General features: G+C 58.1%; 19 protein-coding genes. 9 read left to right on the top strand and 10 right to left on the bottom strand.

Going from position 1 to position 24,953, the window contains the following annotated elements; genetic code table 11:
* Positions 1-26: 26 nt before the first annotated feature.
* From IEX36_RS01545 to IEX36_RS01555, 3 genes are read left to right on the top strand one after another with little or no spacing between them, the layout of a single operon-like run.
* Entirely contained in the window at positions 27-1,403 is a 1,377-nt protein-coding gene (locus IEX36_RS01545; RefSeq protein ID WP_188757602.1) for a TolC family protein, read from the top strand.
* Entirely contained in the window at positions 1,404-2,747 is a 1,344-nt protein-coding gene (locus IEX36_RS01550; RefSeq protein WP_229668619.1) for an efflux RND transporter periplasmic adaptor subunit, read from the top strand.
* The gene (locus IEX36_RS01555; RefSeq protein ID WP_188757603.1) at positions 2,744-5,866 is read left to right on the top strand and encodes an efflux RND transporter permease subunit; all 3,123 of its coding nucleotides are present in this window, start codon (positions 2,744-2,746) and stop codon (positions 5,864-5,866) included. The genes IEX36_RS01550 and IEX36_RS01555 overlap by 4 nt, the downstream gene beginning before the upstream one ends.
* A gap of 59 nt (positions 5,867-5,925) precedes the next feature.
* Here the strand turns inward: IEX36_RS01555 and IEX36_RS01560 are convergent, their stop codons facing one another.
* The 8 genes from IEX36_RS01560 to IEX36_RS01595 form a co-directional block, all read right to left on the bottom strand.
* Positions 5,926-6,972 (bottom strand): YncE family protein, encoded by a 1,047-nt coding sequence (locus IEX36_RS01560; protein WP_229668620.1) that lies wholly within the window; start codon positions 6,970-6,972, stop codon positions 5,926-5,928.
* A 95-nt stretch (positions 6,973-7,067) separates the two neighbouring features.
* Positions 7,068-8,504 carry a sensor histidine kinase gene (locus IEX36_RS01565; RefSeq protein ID WP_188757604.1) on the bottom strand — a complete coding sequence of 479 codons (1,437 nt, stop codon included), beginning with the start codon at positions 8,502-8,504 and terminating at the stop codon, positions 7,068-7,070.
* Positions 8,501-9,190 carry a response regulator transcription factor gene (locus IEX36_RS01570; RefSeq protein WP_188757605.1) on the bottom strand — a complete coding sequence of 230 codons (690 nt, stop codon included), beginning with the start codon at positions 9,188-9,190 and terminating at the stop codon, positions 8,501-8,503. The genes IEX36_RS01565 and IEX36_RS01570 overlap by 4 nt, the downstream gene beginning before the upstream one ends.
* Before the next feature lie 197 nt (positions 9,191-9,387).
* Positions 9,388-9,627, bottom strand: coding sequence for an anti-sigma factor family protein (locus tag IEX36_RS01575; protein ID WP_188757606.1), 240 nt, complete (start codon positions 9,625-9,627; stop codon positions 9,388-9,390).
* Positions 9,624-10,250 carry an RNA polymerase sigma factor gene (locus tag IEX36_RS01580; RefSeq protein WP_188757607.1) on the bottom strand — a complete coding sequence of 209 codons (627 nt, stop codon included), beginning with the start codon at positions 10,248-10,250 and terminating at the stop codon, positions 9,624-9,626. Before IEX36_RS01580 ends, IEX36_RS01575 begins: the two co-directional genes overlap by 4 nt.
* A gap of 231 nt (positions 10,251-10,481) precedes the next feature.
* Complete coding sequence (locus IEX36_RS01585; RefSeq protein WP_308422268.1) at positions 10,482-13,373, bottom strand: TonB-dependent receptor; 2,892 nt, start codon at positions 13,371-13,373, stop codon at positions 10,482-10,484.
* Positions 13,374-13,470: 97 nt separating this feature from the next.
* Complete coding sequence (locus IEX36_RS01590; RefSeq protein WP_188757609.1) at positions 13,471-13,842, bottom strand: hypothetical protein; 372 nt, start codon at positions 13,840-13,842, stop codon at positions 13,471-13,473.
* 96 nt (positions 13,843-13,938) lie between these two features.
* Positions 13,939-14,178 (bottom strand): hypothetical protein, encoded by a 240-nt coding sequence (locus tag IEX36_RS01595; protein ID WP_188760015.1) that lies wholly within the window; start codon positions 14,176-14,178, stop codon positions 13,939-13,941.
* A gap of 142 nt (positions 14,179-14,320) precedes the next feature.
* On the opposite strand from IEX36_RS01595, the gene IEX36_RS01600 reads away from it, so the two are divergent.
* The 6 genes from IEX36_RS01600 (at position 14,321) to IEX36_RS01625 (ending at position 22,863) form a co-directional block, all read left to right on the top strand.
* Positions 14,321-16,366 (top strand): transglycosylase SLT domain-containing protein, encoded by a 2,046-nt coding sequence (locus tag IEX36_RS01600; RefSeq protein WP_229668622.1) that lies wholly within the window; start codon positions 14,321-14,323, stop codon positions 16,364-16,366.
* 262 nt (positions 16,367-16,628) lie between these two features.
* On the top strand, positions 16,629-16,892 hold the full coding sequence (locus IEX36_RS01605) for a hypothetical protein (RefSeq protein WP_188757610.1): 264 nt from the start codon (positions 16,629-16,631) through the stop codon (positions 16,890-16,892).
* Between the two features lie 102 nt (positions 16,893-16,994).
* Positions 16,995-18,224 carry a substrate-binding domain-containing protein gene (locus IEX36_RS01610; RefSeq protein ID WP_188757611.1) on the top strand — a complete coding sequence of 410 codons (1,230 nt, stop codon included), beginning with the start codon at positions 16,995-16,997 and terminating at the stop codon, positions 18,222-18,224.
* Positions 18,225-18,302: 78 nt separating this feature from the next.
* Positions 18,303-20,096 carry a beta-L-arabinofuranosidase domain-containing protein gene (locus tag IEX36_RS01615; RefSeq protein ID WP_229668623.1) on the top strand — a complete coding sequence of 598 codons (1,794 nt, stop codon included), beginning with the start codon at positions 18,303-18,305 and terminating at the stop codon, positions 20,094-20,096.
* A 191-nt stretch (positions 20,097-20,287) separates the two neighbouring features.
* Entirely contained in the window at positions 20,288-21,565 is a 1,278-nt protein-coding gene (locus IEX36_RS01620) for a ribulose-bisphosphate carboxylase large subunit family protein (RefSeq protein WP_188757613.1), read from the top strand.
* Positions 21,566-21,570: 5 nt separating this feature from the next.
* Positions 21,571-22,863, top strand: coding sequence for a four-carbon acid sugar kinase family protein (locus IEX36_RS01625; RefSeq protein WP_229668624.1), 1,293 nt, complete (start codon positions 21,571-21,573; stop codon positions 22,861-22,863).
* Between the two features lie 15 nt (positions 22,864-22,878).
* Here the strand turns inward: IEX36_RS01625 and IEX36_RS01630 are convergent, their stop codons facing one another.
* Both IEX36_RS01630 and IEX36_RS01635 read right to left on the bottom strand, forming a co-directional pair.
* Entirely contained in the window at positions 22,879-24,132 is a 1,254-nt protein-coding gene (locus IEX36_RS01630) for an MFS transporter (protein ID WP_188757615.1), read from the bottom strand.
* Positions 24,129-24,809 carry an aspartate/glutamate racemase family protein gene (locus IEX36_RS01635; protein ID WP_229668625.1) on the bottom strand — a complete coding sequence of 227 codons (681 nt, stop codon included), beginning with the start codon at positions 24,807-24,809 and terminating at the stop codon, positions 24,129-24,131. Before IEX36_RS01635 ends, IEX36_RS01630 begins: the two co-directional genes overlap by 4 nt.
* Positions 24,810-24,953: the final 144 nt, after the last annotated feature.

A 24,953-nucleotide genomic window follows, 5' to 3' on the forward strand; every position in this document is an offset into this window, starting at 1 on the left:
AACAAAGTTCTGAAAGGATGACCAGAATGAGGCCAATTCGAATCCGTATTCGCCAATCGGCCAGGGTTTATGCAACAAGCCTGTCGCTCATATTTGCTGCAGTCTGCGTGAATCTGGCTTCCTCTCAAACGGCTACGCCTGCGGTGCAAGGGCCTGCTATCATCACGCTGCAGGAAGCGATACATCGCGCACAGGCTAATGAGCCAGTGTTTGCTGCGGCCGTTGCGCAGAGCAAGTCTTCCGCGCTCGATCGTTCCATAGCAAAATCAGCTCTGTTACCGAGTGTCATCTATCACAACCAGGTGCTCTATACCCAGCCGAACGGTCTCTTGAACCAGGCTGGCCAGGGAGCTGGAGCGCAGCCCTCACCTCGGTTCATCGCGAATAACGCTGTCCGTGAGTATGCAAGCCAAGGAGTTGTCAATGAGACTATCGGCCTCAAGTCTCTCGCTGCAGTTCGTCAGGCCGATGCAACCGCAGCGCAGAATGCAGCGGAGTTGGAGGTCGCCCGCAGAGGATTAGTCACAGCAGTCGTGAGTCTCTACTATGGAACGTTTGCTTCCGATGCGAAGCTTACCGTGGCCCAGCGTTCTGCAAATGAAGCCGCCAGCTTTACAGATCTCACCCAGAAGCGGGAACAGGCAAGGGAAGTGGCTCATGCCGATGTAGTCAAGGCCCAGCTTCAGCAGCAGCAGCGTCAGCGCGATCTCTCCGACGCCTCCGTGGCTGCTGAAAAGATGCACCTGGAATTAGCTACACTCCTCTTTCCCAACCCGCTCACGCCATATACCTTGCAGGCACCTGAAAGCGTTGCTCCACTTGCTTCTCTTGCCGATGTCGAAACGGCAGCAGCCCGCAGCAATCCAGAGCTCAAAAGCGCTCTTGCCGCTTTGCAGGCGAGCAATGCTGATGTACTGGCCGCACGTGCGGCTTACCTGCCTGATCTTGGACTCAACTTCACCTACGGTATCGACGCTCCTCAATTTGCGGCAAAGGGGCCAGATGGTGTCCATAATCTCGGATACTCTGCCAGCGTCACACTCGACATCCCCGTATGGGACTGGCTGGCTACCGACCATCGCGTCCGCCAAAGCGAGATTCGCCGCGATGCCGTTCGCGTTGCTCTGACTGCAACGCAACGTCAGTTCATCGCGCACCTGCAGGAGACTTACAGCGAAGCGAAGGCGGCGCAGGATCAATTGAAATCTCTGGATGACAGCGTGCAAACCGCAGAAGAAAGTCTGCGTTTGACCAAGCTGCGCTATGCCAATGGCGAGGCAACCGCTCTTGAAGTAGTGGACGCCGAAACCTCACTCATGCAGGTAGAAGATGCACGTGCCGACGGCATGGTTCGCAATCAGACTGCAATTGCCAACCTGAAGACACTCACAGGAGAGCTATAGATGAGCGCTACAACTCCAGCAATCATCGAAACATCCGCGAACCATCTGCCACACCGCCGAAGCAGGATGAGGTTTCGAGCAGTCGTGGCGCTGGCAGCGTCCACATGTATGGCTATGCTTCTTGCAGGTTGTAATCATAAAGAGGCAGACGCCACCGTCGAAGTCACAGTCGTAGCCGCGCATCCCGAAGTCAGCTCCATTGCCGAGCACATCCAGGCCGATGCAACACTTTCCCCGCTTGCGCAAGCCGCGCTCTCACCCAAGATCAGTGCGCCGGTGAAGAAGTTCTACGTGCAGCGTGGAGCGAAGGTAAAAGCCGGTCAGTTGCTGGCCGTGCTGGAAAACCGCGATCTCGAAGCCGCCGCGCTCGACAACAAGGGGACATACACAGCCGCGCAGGCCGCCTATCAGACGGCCACAAAGGCTCAGGTGCCCGAAGACTATCAGAAGGCGCAACTCGACCTCGCACAGGCAAAGGCCACGCTGGATCTCGATCAGAGCATAGTCAACAGCCGCAAGCAGCTCTTCAGCGAAGGGGCTATCCCGGGCCGCGATCTCGACACAGCAATGGCGACATTAGTGCAGGCACAGGCAGCGTATGACACCGCGAATAAGCGGTTCGAAGGCATCAAGAGCGTAGGCAACGCTGCCGCGCTCAAAGCAGCGAAAGGCCAATTGGCTTCAGCCGAAGGTAAGTATCTCGGGGCCGAAGCTCAGGTTAGTTACTCGGAGATCCGTAGCCCCATCAACGGCGTCGTAACGGATCGTTCTCTGTTTGCAGGAGAAACAGCAGCTGCAGGCACTCCACTTCTCACCATCATGGATACCTCTGCCCTATTGGCAAAGGTGCATATCGCCCTGGCAAGCGCACAGCGATTGAGCCTCGGTGCACCAGCAACCCTTCAGGTGCCCGGCGTAGACGGACCTGTTCCCGCAACCGTGTCACTCATCAGCCCTGCGCTCGACCCTGGTAGCACTACCGTAGAAGTCTGGTTACGTGTTGAGAACAAAAAAGGCGCATACAAAGTTGGGACACCTGTCCACGCATCCATTGAAGGACGTACAGCCAAAGATACCCTGATCGTTCCATCCAGCGCGCTCTTGACAGCGCAGGACGGCGGCAAATCCGTCATGGTCGTAGGCGACGACGGCGTTGCTCATAAACGTGCCGTGACCGTTGGTCTTATCGACAACGCCGATACACAGATTTTGAGTGGCATCACCCAAAAGGACCTTGTTATCTCCAACGGAAACTATGGTCTGGACGAGGGCACAAAGGTCAAAGTAGAAAGCCCCGGTGAAGCAGATAAACCGGAGGCCGGGTCGAGTGGAGACGACAAATGATTTCCACGAGAGATAGCGTCGAGCCAGGCAAGCCCGCGCCAGCCGCTGAGCACAGCTTCTGGCTGCTTCGGCTGGCACGGCCCATCTTCTTCTTCATCGTCATCCTTACGCTCGCCGGCGTATACGTCGCATTTCAAGTACCCATCTCTGTCTTTCCAGAGACCAACTTCCCACGCGTCGTCATTGGTGTAGACAACGGCGTCATGCCCGTCGAGCAGATGGAGGTGACGATCACCAAGCCCATCGAGGACGCAGTCAACAGCGTCCCCGGCCTCATGACCGTGCGCTCGACCACAAGCCGAGGCTCAGCTGAAGTCAGTCTCTTCTTCGACTGGAACGTTGACATGTACAGGACGTTGCAGCTTACCGATGCCGCACTGGCCAAAGTCATGCAATCGTTGCCTGCGACTGCAAAGGTAACGACCAACCGTCTCACCTTTGCAACCTTCCCCATCGTCGCGTACAGCCTCAGCTCCGACACGCTCTCGCAAACAGACCTTTGGGAACTTGCCACCTACAATCTCAAGCCTCCTCTGAACCGTGTCGATGGCGTCAGCACCGTGCTTGTGCAAGGCGGGGCAGTTCCGGAGTTTCACGTCGTCCCCAATCTCGCGCGATTGCAAGCGGCGGGCATAACACTGCTCGACCTGAACAATGCAATTCAGGCCTCGAACATCATCGATTCGCCCGGCCTGTACGAGGCAAACCATCAATTGATTCTGGGCCTCGTTGGCGCACAGGCGCATAGCGCTGACGAACTTGCTCACCTCGTCATCAAGACCACGCCTTCAGGCGCTCCTATTCACGTTGCCGATGTCGCCACCGTCGAACCCGGCACCATGCCGGTCTACACAACCGTGACCGCGAACGGCAAGCCATCGGTGCTGATTAACATCACACGGCAGCCCTCCAGCAATACCGTCAGTGTCGCCAACGCGGTCGCAGCAGAAGTTGCCCAGCTACGCCACACGCTCCCACCCGGTGTCATACTCACGCCCTTCTACGATCAGTCGGAACTGGTACGCGAGAGCATCAACAGTGTGCGCGATGCAATCCTGATCGGCCTGATCCTCGCCTGCATTATCCTCTTCCTCTTCCTGCAGGACTGGACCTCGGCACTCATCGCTGGCCTTGTCATTCCCGTAACCGTTGCTGTGACGATCCTCTTCCTATGGATGATCGGCGAGAGCTTCAACCTGATGACACTCGGCGGCCTCGCCGCAGCCATCGGCTTGGTCATCGACGACGCCATCGTCGTCGTTGAAAACGTCGTGCTGCACCGCGACTCGGGCGAGTCACGCATCGAAAGCGTTCGCAAAGCGCTCAAGGAAATTACCGTTCCGCTGATCGGTTCTACCATCACACCAGTGGTGGTATTCCTCCCACTGATCTCCGTGATAGGTGTTACGGGTACGTTCTTCCGTGCCCTCGCTGTAACGATGACAGCGGCGCTTCTGACTTCGCTACTCCTCGCACTCACGTGGACACCGGCGCTCAGCCTGTTCCTCCTCCGCAAGCGCCACACGGTCGAGACCCCAGAGGCGGAAGAGGGAAGCGGTGGCCGCGTGCTCAAGCCCATTCTGCGTGCTCACGCGCGCGTACTCAATCTGGCGCTTGCCAAACCCTTGCTGCTCGCCGCCGCGTGTGGCATTCTCGTCCTTGGAACGTTCTTCGCTTATCGCAGCCTTGGTTCCGATCTCCTGCCCGAGATGGATGAAGGCGGCTTCATCCTCGACTACATCATGCCGGCCGGCAGCTCGCTCACCGAGACCAACCGCGTCCTCGAACACGTCGAGCGCATCCTCCACAACACACCCGAAGTCGAAATCACCTCTCGCCGCACCGGCCTGCAGATGGGGCTTGCGCCCGTGACCGAAGCCAACACCGGCGACTTCACCGTGAAGCTCAAAGACAAACGCTCGCGCGGTATAGACGAGGTCATGAACGATGTGCGCCAGCAGATCAAATCAACCGAACCTGAACTCGACGTCGAGTTCACCCAGGTCCTGCAGGACATGATCAACGATCTGTCCAACGCACCGGAGCCGATTCAGATCAAGGTCTTTTCCAACGATCAAAATCTTCTCAACGAAGAATGTCCACGCATCGCCGACGCCATCTCAAAGATCAAAGGTGTCGTCGATGTCGAAAACGGAATCGACAACACCATCAGCGGACCCGCGACCGACTTCCAGGTGGACCCCGTCGTGGCAGCTCGCATGGGCTTCACTCCGTCTGAAGTGGCCGAAGATGCGACCGCGATTCTCGACGGCCTCACGCCCACCGATCCGATGATCGTCGATGGCCGGCCCTATACGATCCGCATACGGCTCAGTCCCGACACGCGCACCTCGCTCGATGCCATCCGCAACACAGTCTTCAACAGCAGCAGCGGGCATACTGCGACGCTTGGCTCGTTAGCGACCATCGAACAACTACCACCCCAGAACGAGATCCTCCGCGAAAATCTCCAGCAGATGGCCGTCGTCACAGGCAGGCTCGAAGGCTCCGATCTCGGAACAGCGATGACGAACGTCCGTCAGACAGTCGATGACATGCACCTGCCCGCGGGGCTGCACATTGAATACGGCGGCACCTACGCGGAGCAGCAGAAGTCCTTCCACGACCTCATCCGCGTTCTGCTCCTGGCACTGGCGCTGGTCTTCGGAGTTTTGTTGGCTGAATTTCGCAACTTCTCCGCTCCAATCGCAATCCTCTCATCCTCTATCCTGTCGATTGCCGGTGTCGTCTTCGCTCTGCTGATTACGCAAACCACCTTCAACGTTGCATCGTTTATGGGACTCATCATGGTTATCGGCATCGTCGCGAAGAATGGCATCCTGCTGCTTGATGCCGACGAGCGATTCCGCGCAGCAGGGGTAAGCCCTCGCGATGCCATGCTCCATGCGGCTCAACGTCGCCTACGCCCCATCATGATGACGGCAATCGCGGCTGTTTGTGGAATGTTGCCCTTGGCGTTCGCGCTGGGGGCAGGCTCGCAGATGCTGCAGCCACTGGCAATCGCAGTCATCGGTGGCCTGTGCCTGTCGATGCTGCTCAGTCTCATCGTTACGCCAGTTGTCTACTACCTTCTGACCCGTGGCCGTGAAGCCGCGTAAAGAAACAAAAAGGCCGGAAGGGCTAAGTGCCCTGCCGGCCCGATTCCCAACGGTCGCTCTTAGCGCCCAACTACAACCACGGTAAAACTGTTCGGAAGAATCGCCGGACGCGGACGAGGGTTCTCCGCCGTTACCGCAGGGCGAGGCCCAAACTCAGCCGTGACCAGATAAATACGGCCCGTTGCGGTATCCACAGACATTGTCCGCGCTCCACGCTGCGTCGCCAGGTTCTGTACAACATCGAACTTGCCTGAAGCTGCGTTGACGACAGTGAGTGTGCCGTCGCCGTTCGAGCTAAATGCGAGATGGTGAACAGGATCGTATCCCGCGGCGTCCGGCCCATCGCCGATGGTGGGATTCGCCAGCGTCTTGCCCGAGTCTGCATCAGTTACAGCCATCTTCTGGTTGTGGCAAACAGAGAAGAGATGCCTGTGCGCGCGGTCAATGGCAAGTCCGGAAGGCGATTCACAATCGTTCAGTGGCCACGTCGCCGTCAGTTGCAGCGTCTTTGCGTCGAGACGGGCAATCGAGTTCTTGGACTCAATATTGTCGAATACCACGCCCTTGCCGTCAGCAACTGGAAATTCAGGCTTGCCTGGCAGAGCAATAGTCGAAACCACCTTTAACGTCCTGGTGTCGATTACAGTCACATTGTTGCTGCGCCCGTTGAAAGCCCACACGGTCTTCGTTACAGGCTCAAACACGATCCCATCCGGGTTTTCGCCTGCTGGAATCGTCGCAACGGTCTTGAACGTTTGACGATCAAAGACGACGACTGCATTGTCTCTGCCATCGCTGATGTAGCCGTACTTCCCCTCATCATCAAGAGCTACACCATGCGTACCCTTCAGGCGGGTAATTGCGTCAACGACCTTGCCAGTCTTGGTGTTCACAATATCCACACGCGGTCCGTGGTCAATATAGAGCAAGTGCGCATGAGGATCGGCCGTGATGTAATCCCATCCACCCTCTCCGCCGATCTTCCAGTGTGTCTCAACTTTGTAGGGGCCGCTCTGCGCGACTGCGGTCACACTGAAGACCGTAGCAAACGGCAGCATCCAGCAGGCTGCCATGCAAATACGTTTCAAAACATTGCTCTGAGTCATAGTCTCTCCTCGGTTAGTACGGAAAATGGAGCTATCGTCCGGTATCAGTCTCAACTTTCCTGGCTGAAGAAAAGCTGAAGGCCAAGAAAGCTTAATCAAACAGAGATCGCTTCGGCAGTCGTGTGGCTGACCGCAAGCGGCAACAGTACCGTAACCGTCGTGCCTGCTCCGGGAGAACTCTCAATAGCGATGCTCCCGCCAGCTTGTTCAGCGATTGCCTTACAAATGGCGAGTCCCAGCCCGGCTCCTCCACTTGCGCGCGAACGCGATGGGTCGCCGCGATAGAAGCGGTCGAATACATGCCGCAGGCTCTCGGCCGGAATACCTTGCCCATGATCGGCGAAGACACATTGCACAACGCCACGGCCACCCGAACTCACTGTAGCCTCGACAGTCGACCCAGGCGCACTGTATTGCACGGCATTCAACAGCAGGTTCGTACAGAGCGTCTGCCACATATCCGGAGCAATCATGGCCGAGAGTTCCGCTCTTCCCGAGGCCTCCATGCGCACCTGCAACATCTCAGCGATGGGCCGAAGCTGTTCGATCGCTGACTGCGCTCCTCCCAGCAAAGCCGTATTTTGGGGTGCGTGCTCTCGCGCATTCTCTGGCGTTGCAGCCTCTATGCGTGCCAATGCGAGCATGCGTCCTACTAGATCTTCCATACGTGTGCAGTCTGACTCGGCCCGAGCGACGCCCTCGCGATATTCTTCGCTACTGCGTGTGCGCATGATGAGCAATTGCAGCGATGATTTGATTACGGCAACCGCAGTCTTCAATTCATGCGCCGCATCCCCAAGAAACTGCCGCTGTTGCGCCAAAGATAATTCAAGCCTCTGCACAGCGCCTTCAATCGCATGCGCAACAGGTGAAAGCTCCTTAATCGCAACGACAGATTCAGGCGGCGTGAACCTCCACTCCGGCGCAGACACGCGGCCCGCCTCGCGCGCCAGTTCATCCAAAGGCTTCATGCTACGCCGCACTAGATAGGACACCAGCAACGCAGTCACGAGCAGAAGCGCCAGGTTTGTGAAAGCGAAAAACTGTAATGCATCATTAATTGCTTCATGCACACCACCAGTTCGCGCAGCATAGACGATCGAGAGCGTGTGACGAACATTAGCCGATCCAGGATCGATCGTACGTACTACATGCAGTCGAAGCCCGCGATAGCGGTGCTCGTCAATGGAAGTCATAAAGTGCCCATCAGGACCGGAACCAGATAAGACTGAAGGATCTTTCAGATTTCCTGAAATTCCTAAAACTTTGCCATTGGAATCGCGGACAACGAAGACATCATTGTGAGGAAGTCTCAAGTCTTCCGTGCTCAATACGACATTGTCACTGGTATCGTCGGCCTCCTGCACAGCGCCAAATACCGAATCAGCCTTTCCGTGCAAAGCAATATCGAAGGAGCGGAACTGCGCGTGCCGTTCATAAAGAAAGCCGAAGACAGTGATGCAGATAGCAAACGCAAGCTGTACGGCGACCACCGTAACCACAATGCGTCGCTCGATTGAGTTTGTCTTCATGGCTCCATCGCCATCTCTTCGGACGACAGCCGGTAGCCTCGGCCGCGGTACGTTTGGATGTAACTCGTATTTGTGTTGGCTTCGAGTTTTTTCCGAAGATTCGAGATGTGGGCTTCAATCACATTCGAATGTCGTTCCCAATTGAAGTCGTAAAGATGCTCCAGCAGTTCACGTTTGGAGACGATCGCATGCGGCTTGTGCATCAGATACTCAAGTATCCTGTACTCAGTCGGCGATACGTCGAGCACCGCGCCATCCCGGCTTACGGTTCTCATCATCGTATCGACTTCGAGGTCACGTAACGCCACTGTAGGGGTGGCAACGCCTTTGCCGCGACGAATCAGTGCCTTCACGCGTGCCAGCAACTCACCCAGATCGAACGGCTTGCTCAGATAGTCATCTGCGCCTAAATTCAATAGATCAATCACCGACTGGCTCTCATCCTTCGCCGTCACCACAAACACAGGCGTATGGTCGCGCTTTGCTCTCAACCACTTCAGCACGCTCGCACCATCGGCCCCGGGAAGCATCAAATCGAGCAGCACCAGATCGTAGTGCCCGAATCCCGCCAAATGCTTGCCCGTTTCGCCATCGTTAGCGACGTCGGCCGCCATTCCGTTCTCACGCAATGCGGCCGCAATATTTTCTGCAAGCCGCTTCTCGTCCTCAATGATCAGAACCCGCATAGAGCTTGTCTGCCCAGCACCGTCGTTTCCATTTGCAGAATACGCCACTTCACAGAATGCCTGAACACCCTTAATTGAGCATTAAGCGACGCAGCAATGGCAGACGTGCGCTCTGCGCTGGAGAAAGAAAGGAAAATTAGCGGGGAAATGATCGGAAAGGGTAAGAGGAATTGAAGTGATGGGAGACAAATGCCAAACTACTTCTTGCTGTCGAGGCACCTTGCCATGATTGCGCTATGCAGACGCTCACGCAGTTCGGACGAAACCTCATATATCTCCGTACCTTTGTACACCTCAATCGTCTGGCGTGTTGTATTCAACACGACACGGCAATGCTGGCATCCGGCAGTATGGACACGAATCTCTTCACGGAGGTCCGCGCTCAGTTTGTCATCGAAATAATCCGTAAGCTGGCCTAGCAGGTCGGTGCAGTTCATGTTGTCTGGCCCTCCTTCTTCTGCCCGAAGTATCTGCTCAGACGCTCCCGTAACTGGAGTCTGGCTCTCAACAATCTCGACTTTACCGCGGGTACGCTCAAACCAAGTGCCTCCGCTGTCTCTTCGGTCGAAAGGTTCTCAATATCGCGTAACGTGAAGACCGTGCGAAATCCCGGCGGCAGCCCTTGGATTGTTCTGCGGAGAATATCACCCAACTCGGACTGGTTGTAAAGCTGCTCAGGATTCGGTCGCCACTCGGCGAAGTCGCGCGGAATAGCTCCGTCTTCGGTCTGGACATCCTCGTCCATGCTGACGGTCTTGCTCGTCTTGCGCTTGCGCAGCCGCATAAGGCTCTCGTTGACAGCGATGCGGACCAGCCAGGTCGAGAACTTCGAGTTGCCCTGGAACTGCTCCAGCTTCTCGTAGGCCTTGAGGAATACGTCCTGCGTAATGTCTTCAGCGTCTTCACGGTTCTGCGTAATATGCTGCGCTACCCGAAAGATCTGGCGTTCGTACTGCCGTACAAGCTGCTCAAAGGCAGCAACGTCCCCATCTTTTGCGCGGGCTACAAGCTCCACGTCGGGGTGTATCTCTTCCGTTCCTGGGGATTGGATGGCTGGCATGGGCAAAAGGGTGCGTAAATCCTCGCTGGAATCTGGCTCCGGCTTCAGCTTCCACACTCATAGTAAATGCCGCCTTGCTTTGGAAGCAAAGCGGCATCACTCTCAGCAAACATTCGTGACTCTATCGATAGTGTCATTCTGAGCGCAGCGAAGAACCCCAGCATTTTGTTGGCACAGCCGGAACACTTCAGGTTCTCAAACCGCCGCAGACAGGAAGGGAGGGGAGCAAGTTCAATACTCGTAGTCCAATGAGAACTGGACCCGCCTCGGGTCGGCCATCTGTATCGGCTTCTCAAACCCATTCTGTGGAGCGCTGTCCAACCCATAGACCGGATTGATCAGATCGATATTCTGCTTGTTCAATAGGTTGAACGACTCCGCCACAATGTCCAGATGTCCACGCCAGATCGGCACCATCCTAAGAATGCGCAGGTCGAAGTTCACATTCGCAGGCGTCTTAAGGCTGTTGCGTGTGTAGTCAGATGGCCGCGCCGCAAAGGGATAAATATGTTCGCGATTGCTGTCTGTACCTGTGAGCGGGTTATCACGGAAACCACTATCAACAGCCAGAATCGGCGCAAACTCAAATCCGTAAATGATCTTCTGCAACAGGTTCGGCGTAGCCGCGGTTTGCATATCCTGTGGATCGTCAAGGTCTGGCCCAAGCACCCAAAGCCCGCTCGCCACAAACCGTTGCCGCTGGTCGCCCAGAGAAGGCGCACGCTCCTCGCCGAGCGCATACGGATTCTGCGGCTGCTCGGTATCGTAAGAGGCATTATCGGTTGTCTTCGACAACGTGTACCCCGCCATCAACTCAAACTCCTCGGTGAACTGCCGGTTCACCGTCGCGGTCAGTCCGTTGTAGTCTGACCCTGCCTCCGTCTGAAACTGGTTGATGGTGTCGTAAGCCGCATTCAACCGCTGGTCCGAAAACACCAACTGCCCAATCTGCTGCGGGGTTGGCGCAGAGATGCCGAGCGACGGCGCATTCGCTTGCGTCAACACGACAGGTGGCAGCAAATTGCTGTTGATCGTCCTCCCCATCTTTACTCCGCGCGCGAAACGGTACTCGGCGCTAGCCGTCCATTGCGCTCCCAGCGAATGCTCCACACCAAACGAGGCCGTCTCGCTATAGGGATTAGCCAGCCCCGCCTGCGCCTGCCAGATGCTCGGCGCAATTCCCACATGTGGCGCGGTGAACCGCTGTCCCATCTGATACAGCGCAGCAGCCTCCGTTTCCTCCGCAATTTGTTGCTCCGCGTGAACGCCATCGAACTCGCGGATATGGTTGATCGTCGAAAGCAGATAGCGGTCGTAGAACATGCCAAACCCGCCCCGTACCACCCAGTCCTTGTTCGGCGACCAGGCAAAGCCAAATCGCGGGCTTAGAGCATCCGCATCCATCGGCAGCGGCCCCGGCAGGTGGTTCACCTCATATCGCAAACCATAGTCCAGAGCCAATCCGCGAACCGGCGTCCAGTGGTCCTGCATATACGCCGCGCCACGCACCTCATCAAAGTTTGTGTTCGGATTCCCAAAGCTCTGCATGTAAAAGTCCGGTTGCCCCGCGGTCAAATCAGCCACACTGGGAAAGACATACAAACCGCCAAAACCCTCCATGTCTGCTGCTCGTAAAGCGACATGGCTCATCGCAGCTCCAGCCTGAAACAAATGCTTTCCATGTTGCAGGATCACATCGTCACCCAGATCAACATGCGTCTCATATCGGCGATTATTCCCGGCGAACGGCGTTCCCAACTGAGCAATCCCAGCAACTACAACGCCAGGTCCATTCGTCGAACCTGTTTTCAAATTCACCCTGCGCTGCGCAACCTGAAAATTCACCTGGTTCACCAGCATCGGCGAAATCGTATCGTTCCACAGACCATTCACGCTGTTGTCGTCATAAAAAGCCGACCCGCGCGCACTCAGGTCCGTCAGGTCGTCCGTGTTAAACGCATCGTTCACCGAGCGATTATTCGTCATCGCATAGCGCAACATCAGGCTGCTTGTGCCAAGCGAGCGGTCCAGTCGCCCGGACAACTCCGTCTCCTGATTTGTCGTCGGAAAGAACCCCTGCTGAACCTGAAATCCGCCAAGAGGTCCCGTCTGTGCCAGCGCTCGATCAATCGCCGAAGCCATCTGCGAATCAAAATCACCCGCATCTTCACCGTGCGCCATCTCCTGCTCCGCAGCGACATAGTAAAAGAGCTTGTCCTTCTGGATCGCGCCTCCCGTTGAAAGTCCCACTCGCAATCTGTTCTCGTCCGGTTTGCGCGGCGCCAGCTCCAGCGCAGGAGTGCCGTTCAGCGCTCCGTTCTGCACAAAAATAAACGCATCGCCATGCTGCAGATTCGCGCCCGACCGTGTCACCACATCGACCGACCCGCCAGCCGACCCACCAGCCTGCGCAGCATATCCATGATTCACCACCTGAAAATCGCTGATGGCCTCCGGCGAGAGCTCTGTCCTGCTCAGTCCTGTGTACTCGTCGTTGTCATCCACGCCATCGATGTAGAGCGCATTGCTCGAAGGCCGCAGCCCGCCCGAACTGAAGCCGCCTTCGTTAGCGGCGAGAGATTGCTTTCCAATCGCAGGATTCGCCGACGCAAGCGACGGAGCTAGCAGCGTAAAACTCAGATAGTTCCTACTTGGAATCGGTAGCTCTTCAATCCTGTCCTTGTCGATGTTCGCCACCGGCGACGTCTGTTCCGTATCCAGCGCCTCGGTTTGCGCCTGCACCGTCACCTGCTGCTTCGCATTCGCGGGAGCAAGCACAGCATCTACGCGCACATCGCGCCCGACTGCAACCGCCACCGAAGCATTCCTATAGGCGCTAAAACCCGCAGTCGTAATCTCAACCGCATAATCCCCGCTTGGCAGATTGCCGACAGTAAATCCACCATCTGCGCCCGAGACAGCAGTGCGAACAACGTTGTTGTCCACTCCGGAGATCCCAACTTTCGCTCTGGCAATAGCCGCTCCAGTCGAATCCGTTACCGTGCCCGAGACACTTCCAAACACTCGCCCACCCTGGGCCATCAAACAACTCGCAAAAAAGACACAAGCAAAGCCCAGCGCAGCTGCGGCCCGCAACGATGCAAAAACAAACCGGCGAAACATGAGACCCCTTTTCTGTGCATGTGGAAATCAGCTATGAAGACAGGCGCAATCAAGCGCGCCGGCGCCTTCGCTTCCAGCGTGTTCACAGAGAAAGGAATCAGATTCTAAGCGGAATCGGCGGTGGACTTCCCGTCGGCTCAACATGTGCAGAGTCGAACGCGTGCAACATAGGCCAAACTACAAACGCCTCAGGATGCTGCACTCTGGTCGCAACTATTTTGACTGCGCGCTGCATCACCTTTGCCAGCGTCAGCACAACACCCACGCCAACAAACCAGGCCGTCAGGTGAATCTCCGTATCGTTTACTGGAGGTCCAGCCTTGTCCCAGTGATCAAAGCACTCCATCAGCGGCGTCAGTGCTGCTGCTAGCAGCACTACCGTGGCGACGATTTGGAAAACGCGCTTCGACACTACTTCAAGATTAGTCGTCTGCAACATCTCATCGCAATTCGCTTGTTGATGTTTCAACGCAAAAGTTCCGCACAGTGAAATCTGCGACTTTTCCCGCTCCTCGCTGTCCAATCACCAGCGGCGGCGTATCTGTCATGGTTCGTATGTGATTGCTTACTCCATCGGTCCTGCATGCGGCTTAAAGTGGAAGTAGAAGTTTTTCTCGGGTGAGGTGCGGTTGAGCAGTTGGGGTAAGTTGAAGGGTTTCGTAGCGGCAGTCTCCCTGCTCGCGGGGATGGTTTCATTCGCTTCAGGAGCGACCACCACATCCAAACACAAGAAAAAATCTGCCACGGCAACAAGCCACACAACCAAGTCCAGCTCGGCCGAGAAAAGCAAGCCTGCCAGCCGCACTCGCAAAGTCACGCATCCTGCTGAGCACGCCAGAAGCAGGCGTTCGAGCTCTCGACGCCACGCACGTACGGAATATCATCGTCCCACAGCACGCACGATCCATCTCACCTCTGCCTTTCACGCGACCGAGCAACTCCGTCCCATGGCGCAGCAGTTAACTGCAACGCGCTCTGCCGCGGCCTATGCTGGAGTCGCAGCCTACGCTCGCCAGCACACCGGAGAAGCCTCTGCCGCGGCTTATCTTGCCCTTGGTCACGCCTACATGCTAGACCATCGCTACTCCGAGGCTGCCGACAGCTTCCACAAAGCGGCCACCGCTGGCACCGCACTCGACGACTACGCCGACTACCTTGGCGCACAAGCATTGCTCCAGGCAGGCAGAGGCACTGAGGCCTACGCTCTGCTCGATCACTTCAATGATCGTCATCCAGACAGCATCTTCAACGCGCAAGCCCCAGTCCTGCTTGCCAGCTCCTATATCCAACAGAACAACCCTCAGGCTGCGCTCAAACTTCTCCTCTCACTCTCCGGCAACGACATCGCCACACATAACGACTTTCGCTACGCGCTCGGCCGCGCCTACCAGACCACCGGCGACAACGCGCACGCCGCACTCATCTTTCGCAGCCTCTACACCACACAACCGCTCAGCTTCGAGGCTTCACAGGCTCGTACTCAGCTTCGCGCGATCGGCGTGACGCTGACTGCAGCCGAGTTGAAGGCTCACGCTGACCAACTCTTCAATGCCAAACGCTACTCCGAGGCTGCCGACGAATACCACTCTATCGAGCATGACTCCAGTCTCAGCGCCGGAGACCGCGACACCCTCCAGCTCTACGCTGCCGTCTGCGATCTTCGGCTCAAGCGCCTCAGCAGCCACCAGGCCGAGCATCTTCCCGAAGTCACTGGCGACGGCGCTGCGCTCAAGCAGTACATCCTTGCCGAACTCGCCCGCAACGACAACGATGAGTCTAAGCACGACGCCATCGTCGCCAACATGGTCGCAGAGTTTCCCCACAGCCGCTGGCTCGAAGAAGCCCTCTACTCCAGCGGCAATATGTACCTGCTTAAGCAAGACGCCAACCATGCCATCGACAACTACTCGCGTCTCTACAAGATGTTCCCATCCAGCACCTACGCGCCCTCGGCTCACTGGCGCACGGCCTGGCTCGACTACCGCACGCGCAACTATCCCGAAGCAGCCCGCCTCATGGATGAGCAGATTCGCCTCTATCCCACCAGCATCGAGGCATCCACCGCGCTCTACTGGCGCGGACGCATCTACGAAGACGTAGAGCACGACTACGGCCAGGCCGCGAACTACTACCACGCCCTCACCGCAAACTACGCCAATTACTACTATGCAATCCTCGCCCGCGAACGTCTCAAAGCGCTCACCGGTCATGTTCCAACGATTGCTCCAGCAGCCACGCTCAGCTCCGTGCCGAAGTACAACGACCCGGACCTCACCGGCGATCTCCCCGAAAATGAGCCGCATCTCATCAAGGCGCGCTTGCTCGCCAACGCCGCGCTCAACGAGTACATCGCCCCCGAGATACAGGCCAGCTCGACTTCCTCCCAATGGGGAGCGCTCGCTCAGGCCGAGATATACACCTCCTACGGCGAAGTCACCCGCGCGCTTCAATCCATGAAGCACAGTGATATCTCGTTCTACAAGATGCCTATCGACCAGGTCCCCACGATCTATTGGAAACTTCTCTTCCCACAGCCCTATTGGTCGGAGCTCGAAGCCAACGCAAAGAAGAACGGCCTCGATCCCTATCTGGTCGCCTCACTCATCCGACAGGAGACTGAGTTCAACCCCGGAGCCATCAGTCGTGCCAGCGCCTACGGCCTCATGCAACTTCTACCCTCAGTTGGTAAGTCCATAGCCCACAGAGAAAAAATGCGCGGCTACAGCACCACCCGCCTGCTCGATCCCTCCGTCAATCTTGAACTAGGAACCGTCAATCTGCGTTCCGTCCTTGATCGCTATAGCGGCCAGATCGAATACGCCCTCGCCGCCTACAACGCCGGAGACACTCCCGTGCGCCGCTGGATGTCCACCGGCGACTACAGAGACATCCACGAGTTCGTCGAATCCATCCCTTACTCCGAAACCCGAGAATACGTTCAGGCCATCCTGCGCAACCGCGAGATGTATCGAGCACTCTATCCGGAAAAGTAACCCTACTTCAGATAAAGCTGACCAAATCAATAGAAATTCCAATCTGAGAAAGGAGAGGAATCAACCCAGCGTCTGTCCAGACTCGTTTTCAACAGCCAACCATTGACACCTCCAAAAAAAGGATTATTGTTGCACCATAACTGGTGCAGCCGAAGCCGCCAGATCGAACCAGAGGAGGGCTGATCCGCAGGTCGAACCGGGCATTGGCCAACGCCAACGCAAGCCGTGAACGCGGGACAACCGCGCAACAAACGAGGCACTCATGGTAGCGGAGTTGAACTTTCTCGAAGTCTGGATTCCAGAGCAGATGCAACCAGGAACGATGTTCATGCTCGATCGATCGGAGGAGTTGGGCAAAGCGGAAAATCCTTTCTGGGCCGTCCTCGCCTGCCCGTCCTGTGGATGTCTTGGTCTAATTACTCGGCAGCAGTGCGCTGGCCTCGAAGCCATGATCTGTGGCTCCGAGCAGTGCTCAGCCGAATACTTCCTCGATGGGGAGACAATTCGCCACCGGCCAGCGAATTAGTCGGCCTTTCCATCGGGTAAGGCTCCGCTTGTCCGCATGTTGCACTTGCCATTCCGCTGCTCGGAATTTACGATAGCCGTCCAGAATCACCGGAGCGCGTAAATGTCAGCAGCCAGAAAGAAATCCGCGGTCGTCGAGGAGATACTCTCCGAGCCAATATCTGTTGAGTCTGCCCGCCGCGGCGACCGCAATGAATCTCTCACCGTTCTGCGCGCCTGCGAGGTGCTCAAGGCGTTCCGCAATCTGGGAGAAGAGCTTCCACTCGGCGAGGTCGTCGCACGTACAGGCCTGCCCAAAACCACGGCCTTTCGCCTGCTCCGCACGCTCATTCACGGTGGCCTGCTCGAGCGCTCAAGCTCTGGCATCTACCGCAACCTCTTCGGTCCCGTTGCCGCGCGCCCGTTCCGCATCGGCTTTGCTGCGCAGGGCGATTCAGACTTCTGCCGCGCCGTGATGCAGAGCCTCGAAACAGCCGCGCTGCGCGAGCACGTCAATCTCATCACCGTAAACAATCGCTACTCCGCGCGCGAGGCGCTGCGCAACGCCGATCTGCTCATCAAGGAGCGCGTCGACCTCATCCTCGAATACCAGACCTACGAACGCGTAGCGCCAGTCATCGCCTCGAAGTTCCTCGAAGCCAACACGCCCGTCATCGCCATCGAGATTCCGCACCCAGGTGCAACTTACTTTGGCGCCAACAACTACAAAGCCGGCCTCATCGGCGGCAAGGCGCTCGGCCGCTGGGCACGTGAGCATTGGGACGGCAAAGTCGACCGCCTCTTGCTGCTCGAACTCCCCATCGCCGGCTCACTGCTAGACCTCCGCATCACCGGCCTCGTCGACGGTCTCCGCTCCGAGCTGCCGCAGATCGCAGGCGTGCCCGTCGTCCACCTGAACGGACGCGGCGACTTCGAAGATGTTCTCGAAGTCATGCGCCAATATCTGCGCCGCGCCCCGGCAAAGCGCACGCTCGTCGGCACGGTCAACGACGTCTGCGCCCTCGCTGCGCTCCGCGCCTTCGAAGAAGCTGGAGCAAGTGAGCGCGTCGCAGTCGTCGGCCAGAATGCCATCCTCGACGCCCGTAATGAGCTGCGTCGTCTCAACACTCGCCTCGTCGGCACAGTGGCCTACTTCCCGGAACGCTACGGTGACGAGATCATCCCGCTCGCCCTGCAAATCCTCAATAAGAAACCCGTGCCATCGACGGTCTTCGTCAAACACCAGCTCATCACCGCGCGCAACGTCGACCTGATTTATCCGCTCGACGAACGCCGAGATCTCCATGCTGCGCATCTACCCAGACAGAATGGCCGTCTCGCCGCAGTCCGTTAGCTATTCCGAATAGCGGAATTTTTAGTGGGCGATTTATCGCTTTATTACCCCAACACACACGGCAGTAGACTCGAACCTGTGAAGCTCACCCGCCGCACCTTCATCAAGACCGCCACTGCGGTAGCAGCCATGCCCGCTCTCGCCGGCGCCGAGGTGGCAAATGCCACGCGAGAGCCTCTACAGGAGCTTCCATACTCCGCCATCCAACTCGCTGGCGGCCCACTTAAGCGTCACTACGACGCAATGCATGCGCACTACTTGTCGCTCTCGAATGACCGCCTCCTCAAAGTCTACCGCCAGCGAGCCGGACTCCCAGCTCCAGGAGAAGACATGGGCGGCTGGTACGACTTGAACGGCTTCGTCCCCGGCCACTCCCTCGGCCAATACATCTCCGGCATCGCCCGCTTCGGTGCCAGCACGGGAGACCAGGCCTGCCACGAAAAGGTCCACGCACTGGTCACAGGCTTCGCAGCCACACTCGGGCCGGACAACCAATCCATCCTCCGCCCCGAAACCAATCTCTGGCCCTGCTACATCCTCGACAAGCACTTCATCGGCCTCATTGACGCCGCCACGCTCAGCAACGTCTCCGAATCCATCCCCTTGCTCAGCCGTGTACTCAGCGGAGCAAAGCCACTTCTACCCTCCCAGGGCCGCGACCGCATCGGCAAAAAGAAGCCTCCCTATGACGAAACCTATGTCATGCCGGAGAACCTCTTCACCGCGCACCAGCTCACCGGCAATCCAGAATTTCGTAATCTGGCCACCCGCTACTTGCTCGACCGCGAGCTCTTCGATCCGCTCGCCCGCGGCAACGATCCATTCCCCGGCCAGCATGCCTACTCCCATGCCATCGCGCTCAGCTCCGCAGCGAAGGCATACCTTACACTCGGCGACGCAAAATACCGCACCGCAATCGAAAACGCCTTCACCCTCCTGACCACACAACAGCAGTTCGCCTCCGGAGGCTGGGGGCCAAACGAAACCTTCATCACGCCACACAAGGGCGAGCTCTACGCCTCGCTCCAAACCACCGCCGACCACTTCGAGACCCCATGCGGCTCCTACGCCGCCACCAAGCTCGCCCGCTATCTCATCCGCACCACGCCCGATGCACGCCAACTCCCACGCTACGGCGACAACCTCGAGCGCGCCCTCTGGAACACGATCCTCGCCGCCAAATATCCCGACTCCAACGGCGACTATTTCTACTACTCCACCTACTCGCCCAACGCGACCAAGGTCTACTACCCGAAGAAGTGGCCCTGTTGCTCCGGCACACTCGCCCAGACCGTCGCCGACTACCCGCTCAACCTCTACTTTCAATCGCCCACAGGCATCCACATCAACACCTACGCTTCGTCGCAACTGAAGTGGAAGCAGGGAAGCACACCCGTCACGCTCACTCAAACCACCAACTACCCAGCAGAAGACACCATCGCGATCATGCTTCATCCCGAAGCGCCAACAACCTTCACGCTCACCTTGCGCATCCCCGGCTGGGCGCCATCCGCAGCCACTATCACCATCAACAACGAGCCGCCCGTCAAAGTAGCGGCAGGCGCCTCCGCCACACTCCGCGCGCACTGGCGCTCCGGAGACCGCATCACCCTCGCCATCCCGCAGGACTTCCGCACCGAAGCCATCGACGAGCAGCACCCTGAAACCGTAGCCCTCATGCGCGGCCCCGTGCAGTACGTAGCACTCAATCCTCCAGGCGATCTCCCGCAGGACCGCCTGCCACTACCCAGCAGTCTCAAACAAGCCGCCCCCGAAGTCTTCACTGAAAACTACAGTGGTCGCAAACTCATCTTCGTCCCGATCTACCGCATCCAGAACGAGACCTACACCGCATACTTCACCCGTGCCTGACGCGGAAAATTTACCTCCGCTCCACCTGTCATTCTGAGCGAAGCGAAGAACCCCAGCATTTGTCTTCGCAATCGTCGTTGTAGTTGTCTTTGCTGTTGCAGTTGGTTTCGACTTTGTTGCCACAATCATTTTGAGTTGTCATCCTTCCGCGAAGCGGGAGGAATTGCTTTTCGCTTGTTCCTGTTACACACATGCCCATCCACGATCCAACCCGCATCTACGCCACCTACTTCATCGAGACCGCATACCCACTCGCCGAAGCCGCAACCACGATGGCCGGCGAACAATCCACCGGCACCTTTCTCCGTGTCCCCGGCGAAACCGACGAACTCCGCGAGCGCTTCGCCGCGCGAGTGGAATCCATCGCTGAAAAAGAGCCCGCGCAAACCGCAAGTCTGCCCGGCTCTGGCACACCCAAAAACTGGGACGGGAAACGTCACACAGCCGAAGTCACGCTCAGTTGGCCGCTGCACAACATCGGGCCCAGCCTGCCGAATCTGCTCGCCACCGTCGCAGGCAACCTCTCCGAGCTGAAGCCATTCTCGGGCCTGAAGCTGCTCGACATCACACTACCGCCCGCGTTCCTCACGCAGTATCAAGGTCCGCAGTTCGGAGTCGCTGGCACGCGCAAACTCACCGGGGTGTTCAACCGCCCAATCATTGGCACTATCATCAAGCCAAGCATCGGCCAGACGCCCGAAGCAACCGCGCAGCAGGTAAAAACACTCGCCGAAGCAGGCATCGACTTCATCAAAGACGACGAGCTCCAGTCCGACGGCCCGCACTGCCCCTTCAACACTCGCGTCACCGCCGTGATTGAAGTTCTCAACAACCACGCCGCCCGCACCGGCAAGCGCGTCATGTACGCGGCCAACATCACCGGCGACCTCGACCAGATGCTCTCCCGCCTCGCTCACATCGAAGCCAATCACGGCACCTGCGCCATGGTCAGCATGAACTCCATCGGCCTGCCCGTCATGAAGATCATCCGCCAACACTCGCACGTCGCCATCCACGGCCACCGCAACGGTTGGGGCATGATCGGCCGCAGCCCAGCCGCAGGCATGTCGTTCGTCGCGTTTCAAAAGCTCTGGCGTCTGGCCGGCATCGACCACACTCACGTCAACGGCCTGCGCAATAAGTTCTGCGAGCCCGACGGCTCCGTCATCGCATCTGCGCGCGCTTGCCTCACGCCCATGTTCCCTGCGCCCAACAAAGGCTGCGAAGTCATGCCCGTCTTCTCCTCGGGCCAGTCCGCACGCCAGGCCCCCGACACCTACAAGGCCCTTGGCACAACGGACCTCATCTACGCCTGCGGCGGAGGCATCATGGGACATCCGCAAGGAGTAGCCGCAGGCGTCATGAGCCTGCATCAAGCCTGGGAGGCAGCAGCACAAAACATCCCGCTCAGCGTCTACGCCGAAACCCACCGCGAACTCAAAGCCGCTCTCGATCTCTTCGGAGCGTGAAGCCAATGCTCTACACCTTCTACGGCGACGACTTCACCGGCTCCACCGACGTGCTCGAACAGCTAGCATCGAACGGCGTCCCCGCAGCCCTGTTTCTCGCCGAACCAACCGCACAACACCTCGCCCGCTTTCCCGAAGCGCAAGCCATCGGCATCGCCGGAGACAGCCGCTCCCGCTCGCCCGAATGGATGTCCGCGAATCTCCCACGCATCTTTCACACGCTCAAAAAATTCGACGCCCCAATCAACCACTACAAAGTCTGCTCCACCTGCGACTCCAGCCCGGCGCACGGCAGCATAGGCCGCGCCATCGAAATAGGCCGTGAAGTCTCCCACTCAAACTTCGTCCCCATCGCCGTAGCCGCGCCCCACCTGGGTCGATACGTTCGCAACGGCCAGCTCTTCGCCAAAGCGCCCGACGGCAAAATCAAACGCATCGACCAGCACCCGATGGCGAACCACCCCATCACACCGATGCGCGAACCAGACCTGCGCAAACATCTCGCCGCACAAACGAATCTCCCCATTGGCCACATCGATCTCGCAACGCTCACCTCATCGGAACTCGAAGTCGAACTCAACCGCCAATTAAAATCCGGCAACCAAACCATCCTCTTCGACGGTGAAGACGAGTCATCGCTCACCATCACCGGCGAACTCATCTGGCGTCACGCGCAAAAGCAACCACTCTTCGTCGCAGGAAGTTCAGGGCTCACCGCAGCGCTCATCCCAGCATGGCGCGCAGCAAATCTCATCCATGAAAATCCGCAACAACCAACCTCGACACGAAGCAGCAGTCCGCTGCTCGTCATAAGTGGTTCATGCTCACCCGTCACCGCAGGCCAGATTCAACATGCACTTGCTAATGGCTTTCACGGCATCGCAGTCGACATTAAAAAAATCCTCGCAGAATCCACCGCCGCAACAGAGCAAACCAACATCCTCAAAGCAGCATCAGCCAGCCTCGACGCAGATCAGAACACCATCCTCTACACCGCGCTAGGCACACCCGACGCCGCAGCGCAGGGAGATGGTCTCGGCCAAACCCTCGGCCAACTTCTCCGCGAGCTTCTCGGCAGAACCAGTCTCCGCCGCGTCGTACTCTGCGGAGGCGACACCTCCTCACACGCCATCCAGCAACTTGGCCTCTACGCACTCACCTGGCTCCGCAACACGCAACCCGGCGCACCACTTTGCCGCGCCCACTCCGACGATCCCACGCTCGACAACCTCGAACTCATCCTCAAAGGCGGCCAGGTCGGAACATCCAACTTCTTCGATGTCGCGTTAAGAGCCTGAATATTCACTCGCGCGTCAGGCCACACGCGAGACTCGCAGATCATCCTGCAACCCGCGCGTACAATCCACCAGTGCAAACAGCAGCGCGGCTACCAGCACCATCGCTGCAATCACGCGCACCGGCAGGTTGTAATCGCCACTTATCCCGACGAGGTATCCAAACGCCACCGTGCAAACCCACCCGCCCAAATTTCCAGCGGTATTCATCATGCCGGTCGCGGTTCCGCCAAACTGCCCACCAAGGCTCATGCACATCGCCCACGCCGCAGGCAGCATCAGGTCCATCACGCCGAACCCCACCGTAGCCAGCGCCACAATCGCCGCATGGCTCCGCACCAGCGACATCGCCAGCAAAATCCCAGCGGTCACAACAAGAGCCACCGAAGCAATCCAGCGATACGAAGTCTTCCGTCCAAACCGCTCCACCATCCGCTCACCAAGCACGCCGCCGACAAGATTCCCCACCACGCCCATCACAAACGGGAACGACGCAAATACGCCCATCTGTGCGACAGAGAATCCAGCCCCCCGCACCAGCCAGGTCGTAAACCACCCAAAGTAAAACCAGCTCCCAAACGCATAGCAGAAATACGCCGCCACAATCAGCCAAAGATGTGGCAGCCGCACCAGCCGCGCCCACGGCACGCTGCGCTCCTCGCGTTCAAAGCTGCCAATCTCCATCAACTCATCAACCGAAATCCCTTCCATCTCCTCCGGTGCATCGCGAAACCACGATCGCCACACCAAAGCCCACACAATCCCCACCGCGCCGAGCATCCAGAAGATCGCTCGCCATCCAAACCGTGCGGCAAACGGTACCAACAGCAGCGGAGCCAGCGCTCCGCCCAACCTGCTTGCCGCCCACACAAATCCTTGTGCCTGCGCATGTTCGCGTTTCGGAAACCATCGCGAAATCACTCCCGCCGCGTTCGGATAAGCTCCCGCCGCGCCCATTCCAAACAGAAACCGCGAGCTCACAATCTGCCAGAAGCTCCGACACCATCCAGTCAACGCAGTAAACGCCGACCACCAGACCGAGATCCGCGTCAGCTCAAGCCGTTGTCCGCGCCTGTCTCCAAACGCACCTGAAGGAATCTCAAACACCGCATTAGCCAGCACGTATGCGCTCAGTACCCAGCCCCACTGCTGAGGAGACAGATGCAAATCCGCGCGAATCCCCGTTGCTGCAACCGGAATCGCCAGACGGTCCACAAACGTAATCACCGAGACGCAGCACAGCAGCCCCAGCACGCCATGCCGCTTCTTCAAGCAGAAGCTCCTGCAAGCTCCTGCAGGACTTCACGCGCTCTCTGCACCGAAAGCTCAGGGCTAGACAACACCGGCATCTTCAACGACCCTTCCGGCATCGCTTCCACCACCCTCGCCATCGAAGCCTGCGCCAGTACCACCGCGTCTACACCGCGCATCTCGTCCAGCAACGCCGCGCTCACAATCCGGTCGTGCGTCTTCGTGTCGCCCGTCAGCACTGCCTCAAACGCTCCATCGCAAAGACACTCCACCAGCTCCACCTTCCGTCCCATCGCCGCCGCCTTCTCGCGCAGCAGCGCAGTCGTCGGTTCCAGTGTAGTGCGAATCGTCGCCATCACGCCCAACTTCTCGCCGGTGCGCACAGCCGCCTCAGCCATCGCTTCGTCCACGCGAATCACGGGGAAGTCAAACACCTGCTGCGCCAGCGTCACAGCTTCACCAAGCGACGAACACGTCACCATCACCGCATCCGCTCCAGCCTCGCCCGCCGACTCGACCATGCTGAGCAGCCGTCGTATCGTCAGCTTCCGCACCTCGCCCGCTCGAATCGTATCCCGAATCAGGCTTTCGTCCACCATGTGGAACACCTCCACCCCTGGCATCTGCCTGGCGCACAACGTGCCGAACATCTGTGTCAATACCGGGCTGGTATGAATCAATCCTAGCGTCTGTCCCACTTGGTCCCCCGTGCTATATACTCCGCGCTTGCTCTCGACCGTCAGTGTTGTTCTTCTACCCGACCGTCGCCGCATAGTAAAGCACAGCAGGCGAGCGCTCCGGTAGATAGCAGAGCAACAATCTTTCCTGCTTCTCCAATATCC

The organism is Edaphobacter acidisoli, assembly GCF_014642855.1.
In the GTDB taxonomy this organism is placed as follows: Bacteria; Acidobacteriota; Terriglobia; order Terriglobales; family Acidobacteriaceae; genus Edaphobacter; species Edaphobacter acidisoli.

Coding starts and splice junctions, on each gene's coding strand:
- IEX36_RS01555 (WP_188757603.1), top strand. CDS start 2,744: ATGATTTCCACGAGAGATAGCGTCGAGCCAGGCAAGCCCGCGCCAGCC.
- IEX36_RS01545 (WP_188757602.1), top strand. CDS start 27: ATGAGGCCAATTCGAATCCGTATTCGCCAATCGGCCAGGGTTTATGCA.
- IEX36_RS01585 (WP_308422268.1), bottom strand. CDS start 13,373: ATGTTTCGCCGGTTTGTTTTTGCATCGTTGCGGGCCGCAGCTGCGCTG.
- IEX36_RS01560 (WP_229668620.1), bottom strand. CDS start 6,972: ATGACTCAGAGCAATGTTTTGAAACGTATTTGCATGGCAGCCTGCTGG.
- IEX36_RS01605 (WP_188757610.1), top strand. CDS start 16,629: ATGGTAGCGGAGTTGAACTTTCTCGAAGTCTGGATTCCAGAGCAGATG.
- IEX36_RS01625 (WP_229668624.1), top strand. CDS start 21,571: ATGCTCTACACCTTCTACGGCGACGACTTCACCGGCTCCACCGACGTG.
- IEX36_RS01620 (WP_188757613.1), top strand. CDS start 20,288: ATGCCCATCCACGATCCAACCCGCATCTACGCCACCTACTTCATCGAG.
- IEX36_RS01565 (WP_188757604.1), bottom strand. CDS start 8,504: ATGAAGACAAACTCAATCGAGCGACGCATTGTGGTTACGGTGGTCGCC.
- IEX36_RS01550 (WP_229668619.1), top strand. CDS start 1,404: ATGAGCGCTACAACTCCAGCAATCATCGAAACATCCGCGAACCATCTG.
- IEX36_RS01570 (WP_188757605.1), bottom strand. CDS start 9,190: ATGCGGGTTCTGATCATTGAGGACGAGAAGCGGCTTGCAGAAAATATT.
- IEX36_RS01575 (WP_188757606.1), bottom strand. CDS start 9,627: ATGAACTGCACCGACCTGCTAGGCCAGCTTACGGATTATTTCGATGAC.
- IEX36_RS01610 (WP_188757611.1), top strand. CDS start 16,995: ATGTCAGCAGCCAGAAAGAAATCCGCGGTCGTCGAGGAGATACTCTCC.
- IEX36_RS01580 (WP_188757607.1), bottom strand. CDS start 10,250: ATGCCAGCCATCCAATCCCCAGGAACGGAAGAGATACACCCCGACGTG.
- IEX36_RS01600 (WP_229668622.1), top strand. CDS start 14,321: ATGGCGCAGCAGTTAACTGCAACGCGCTCTGCCGCGGCCTATGCTGGA.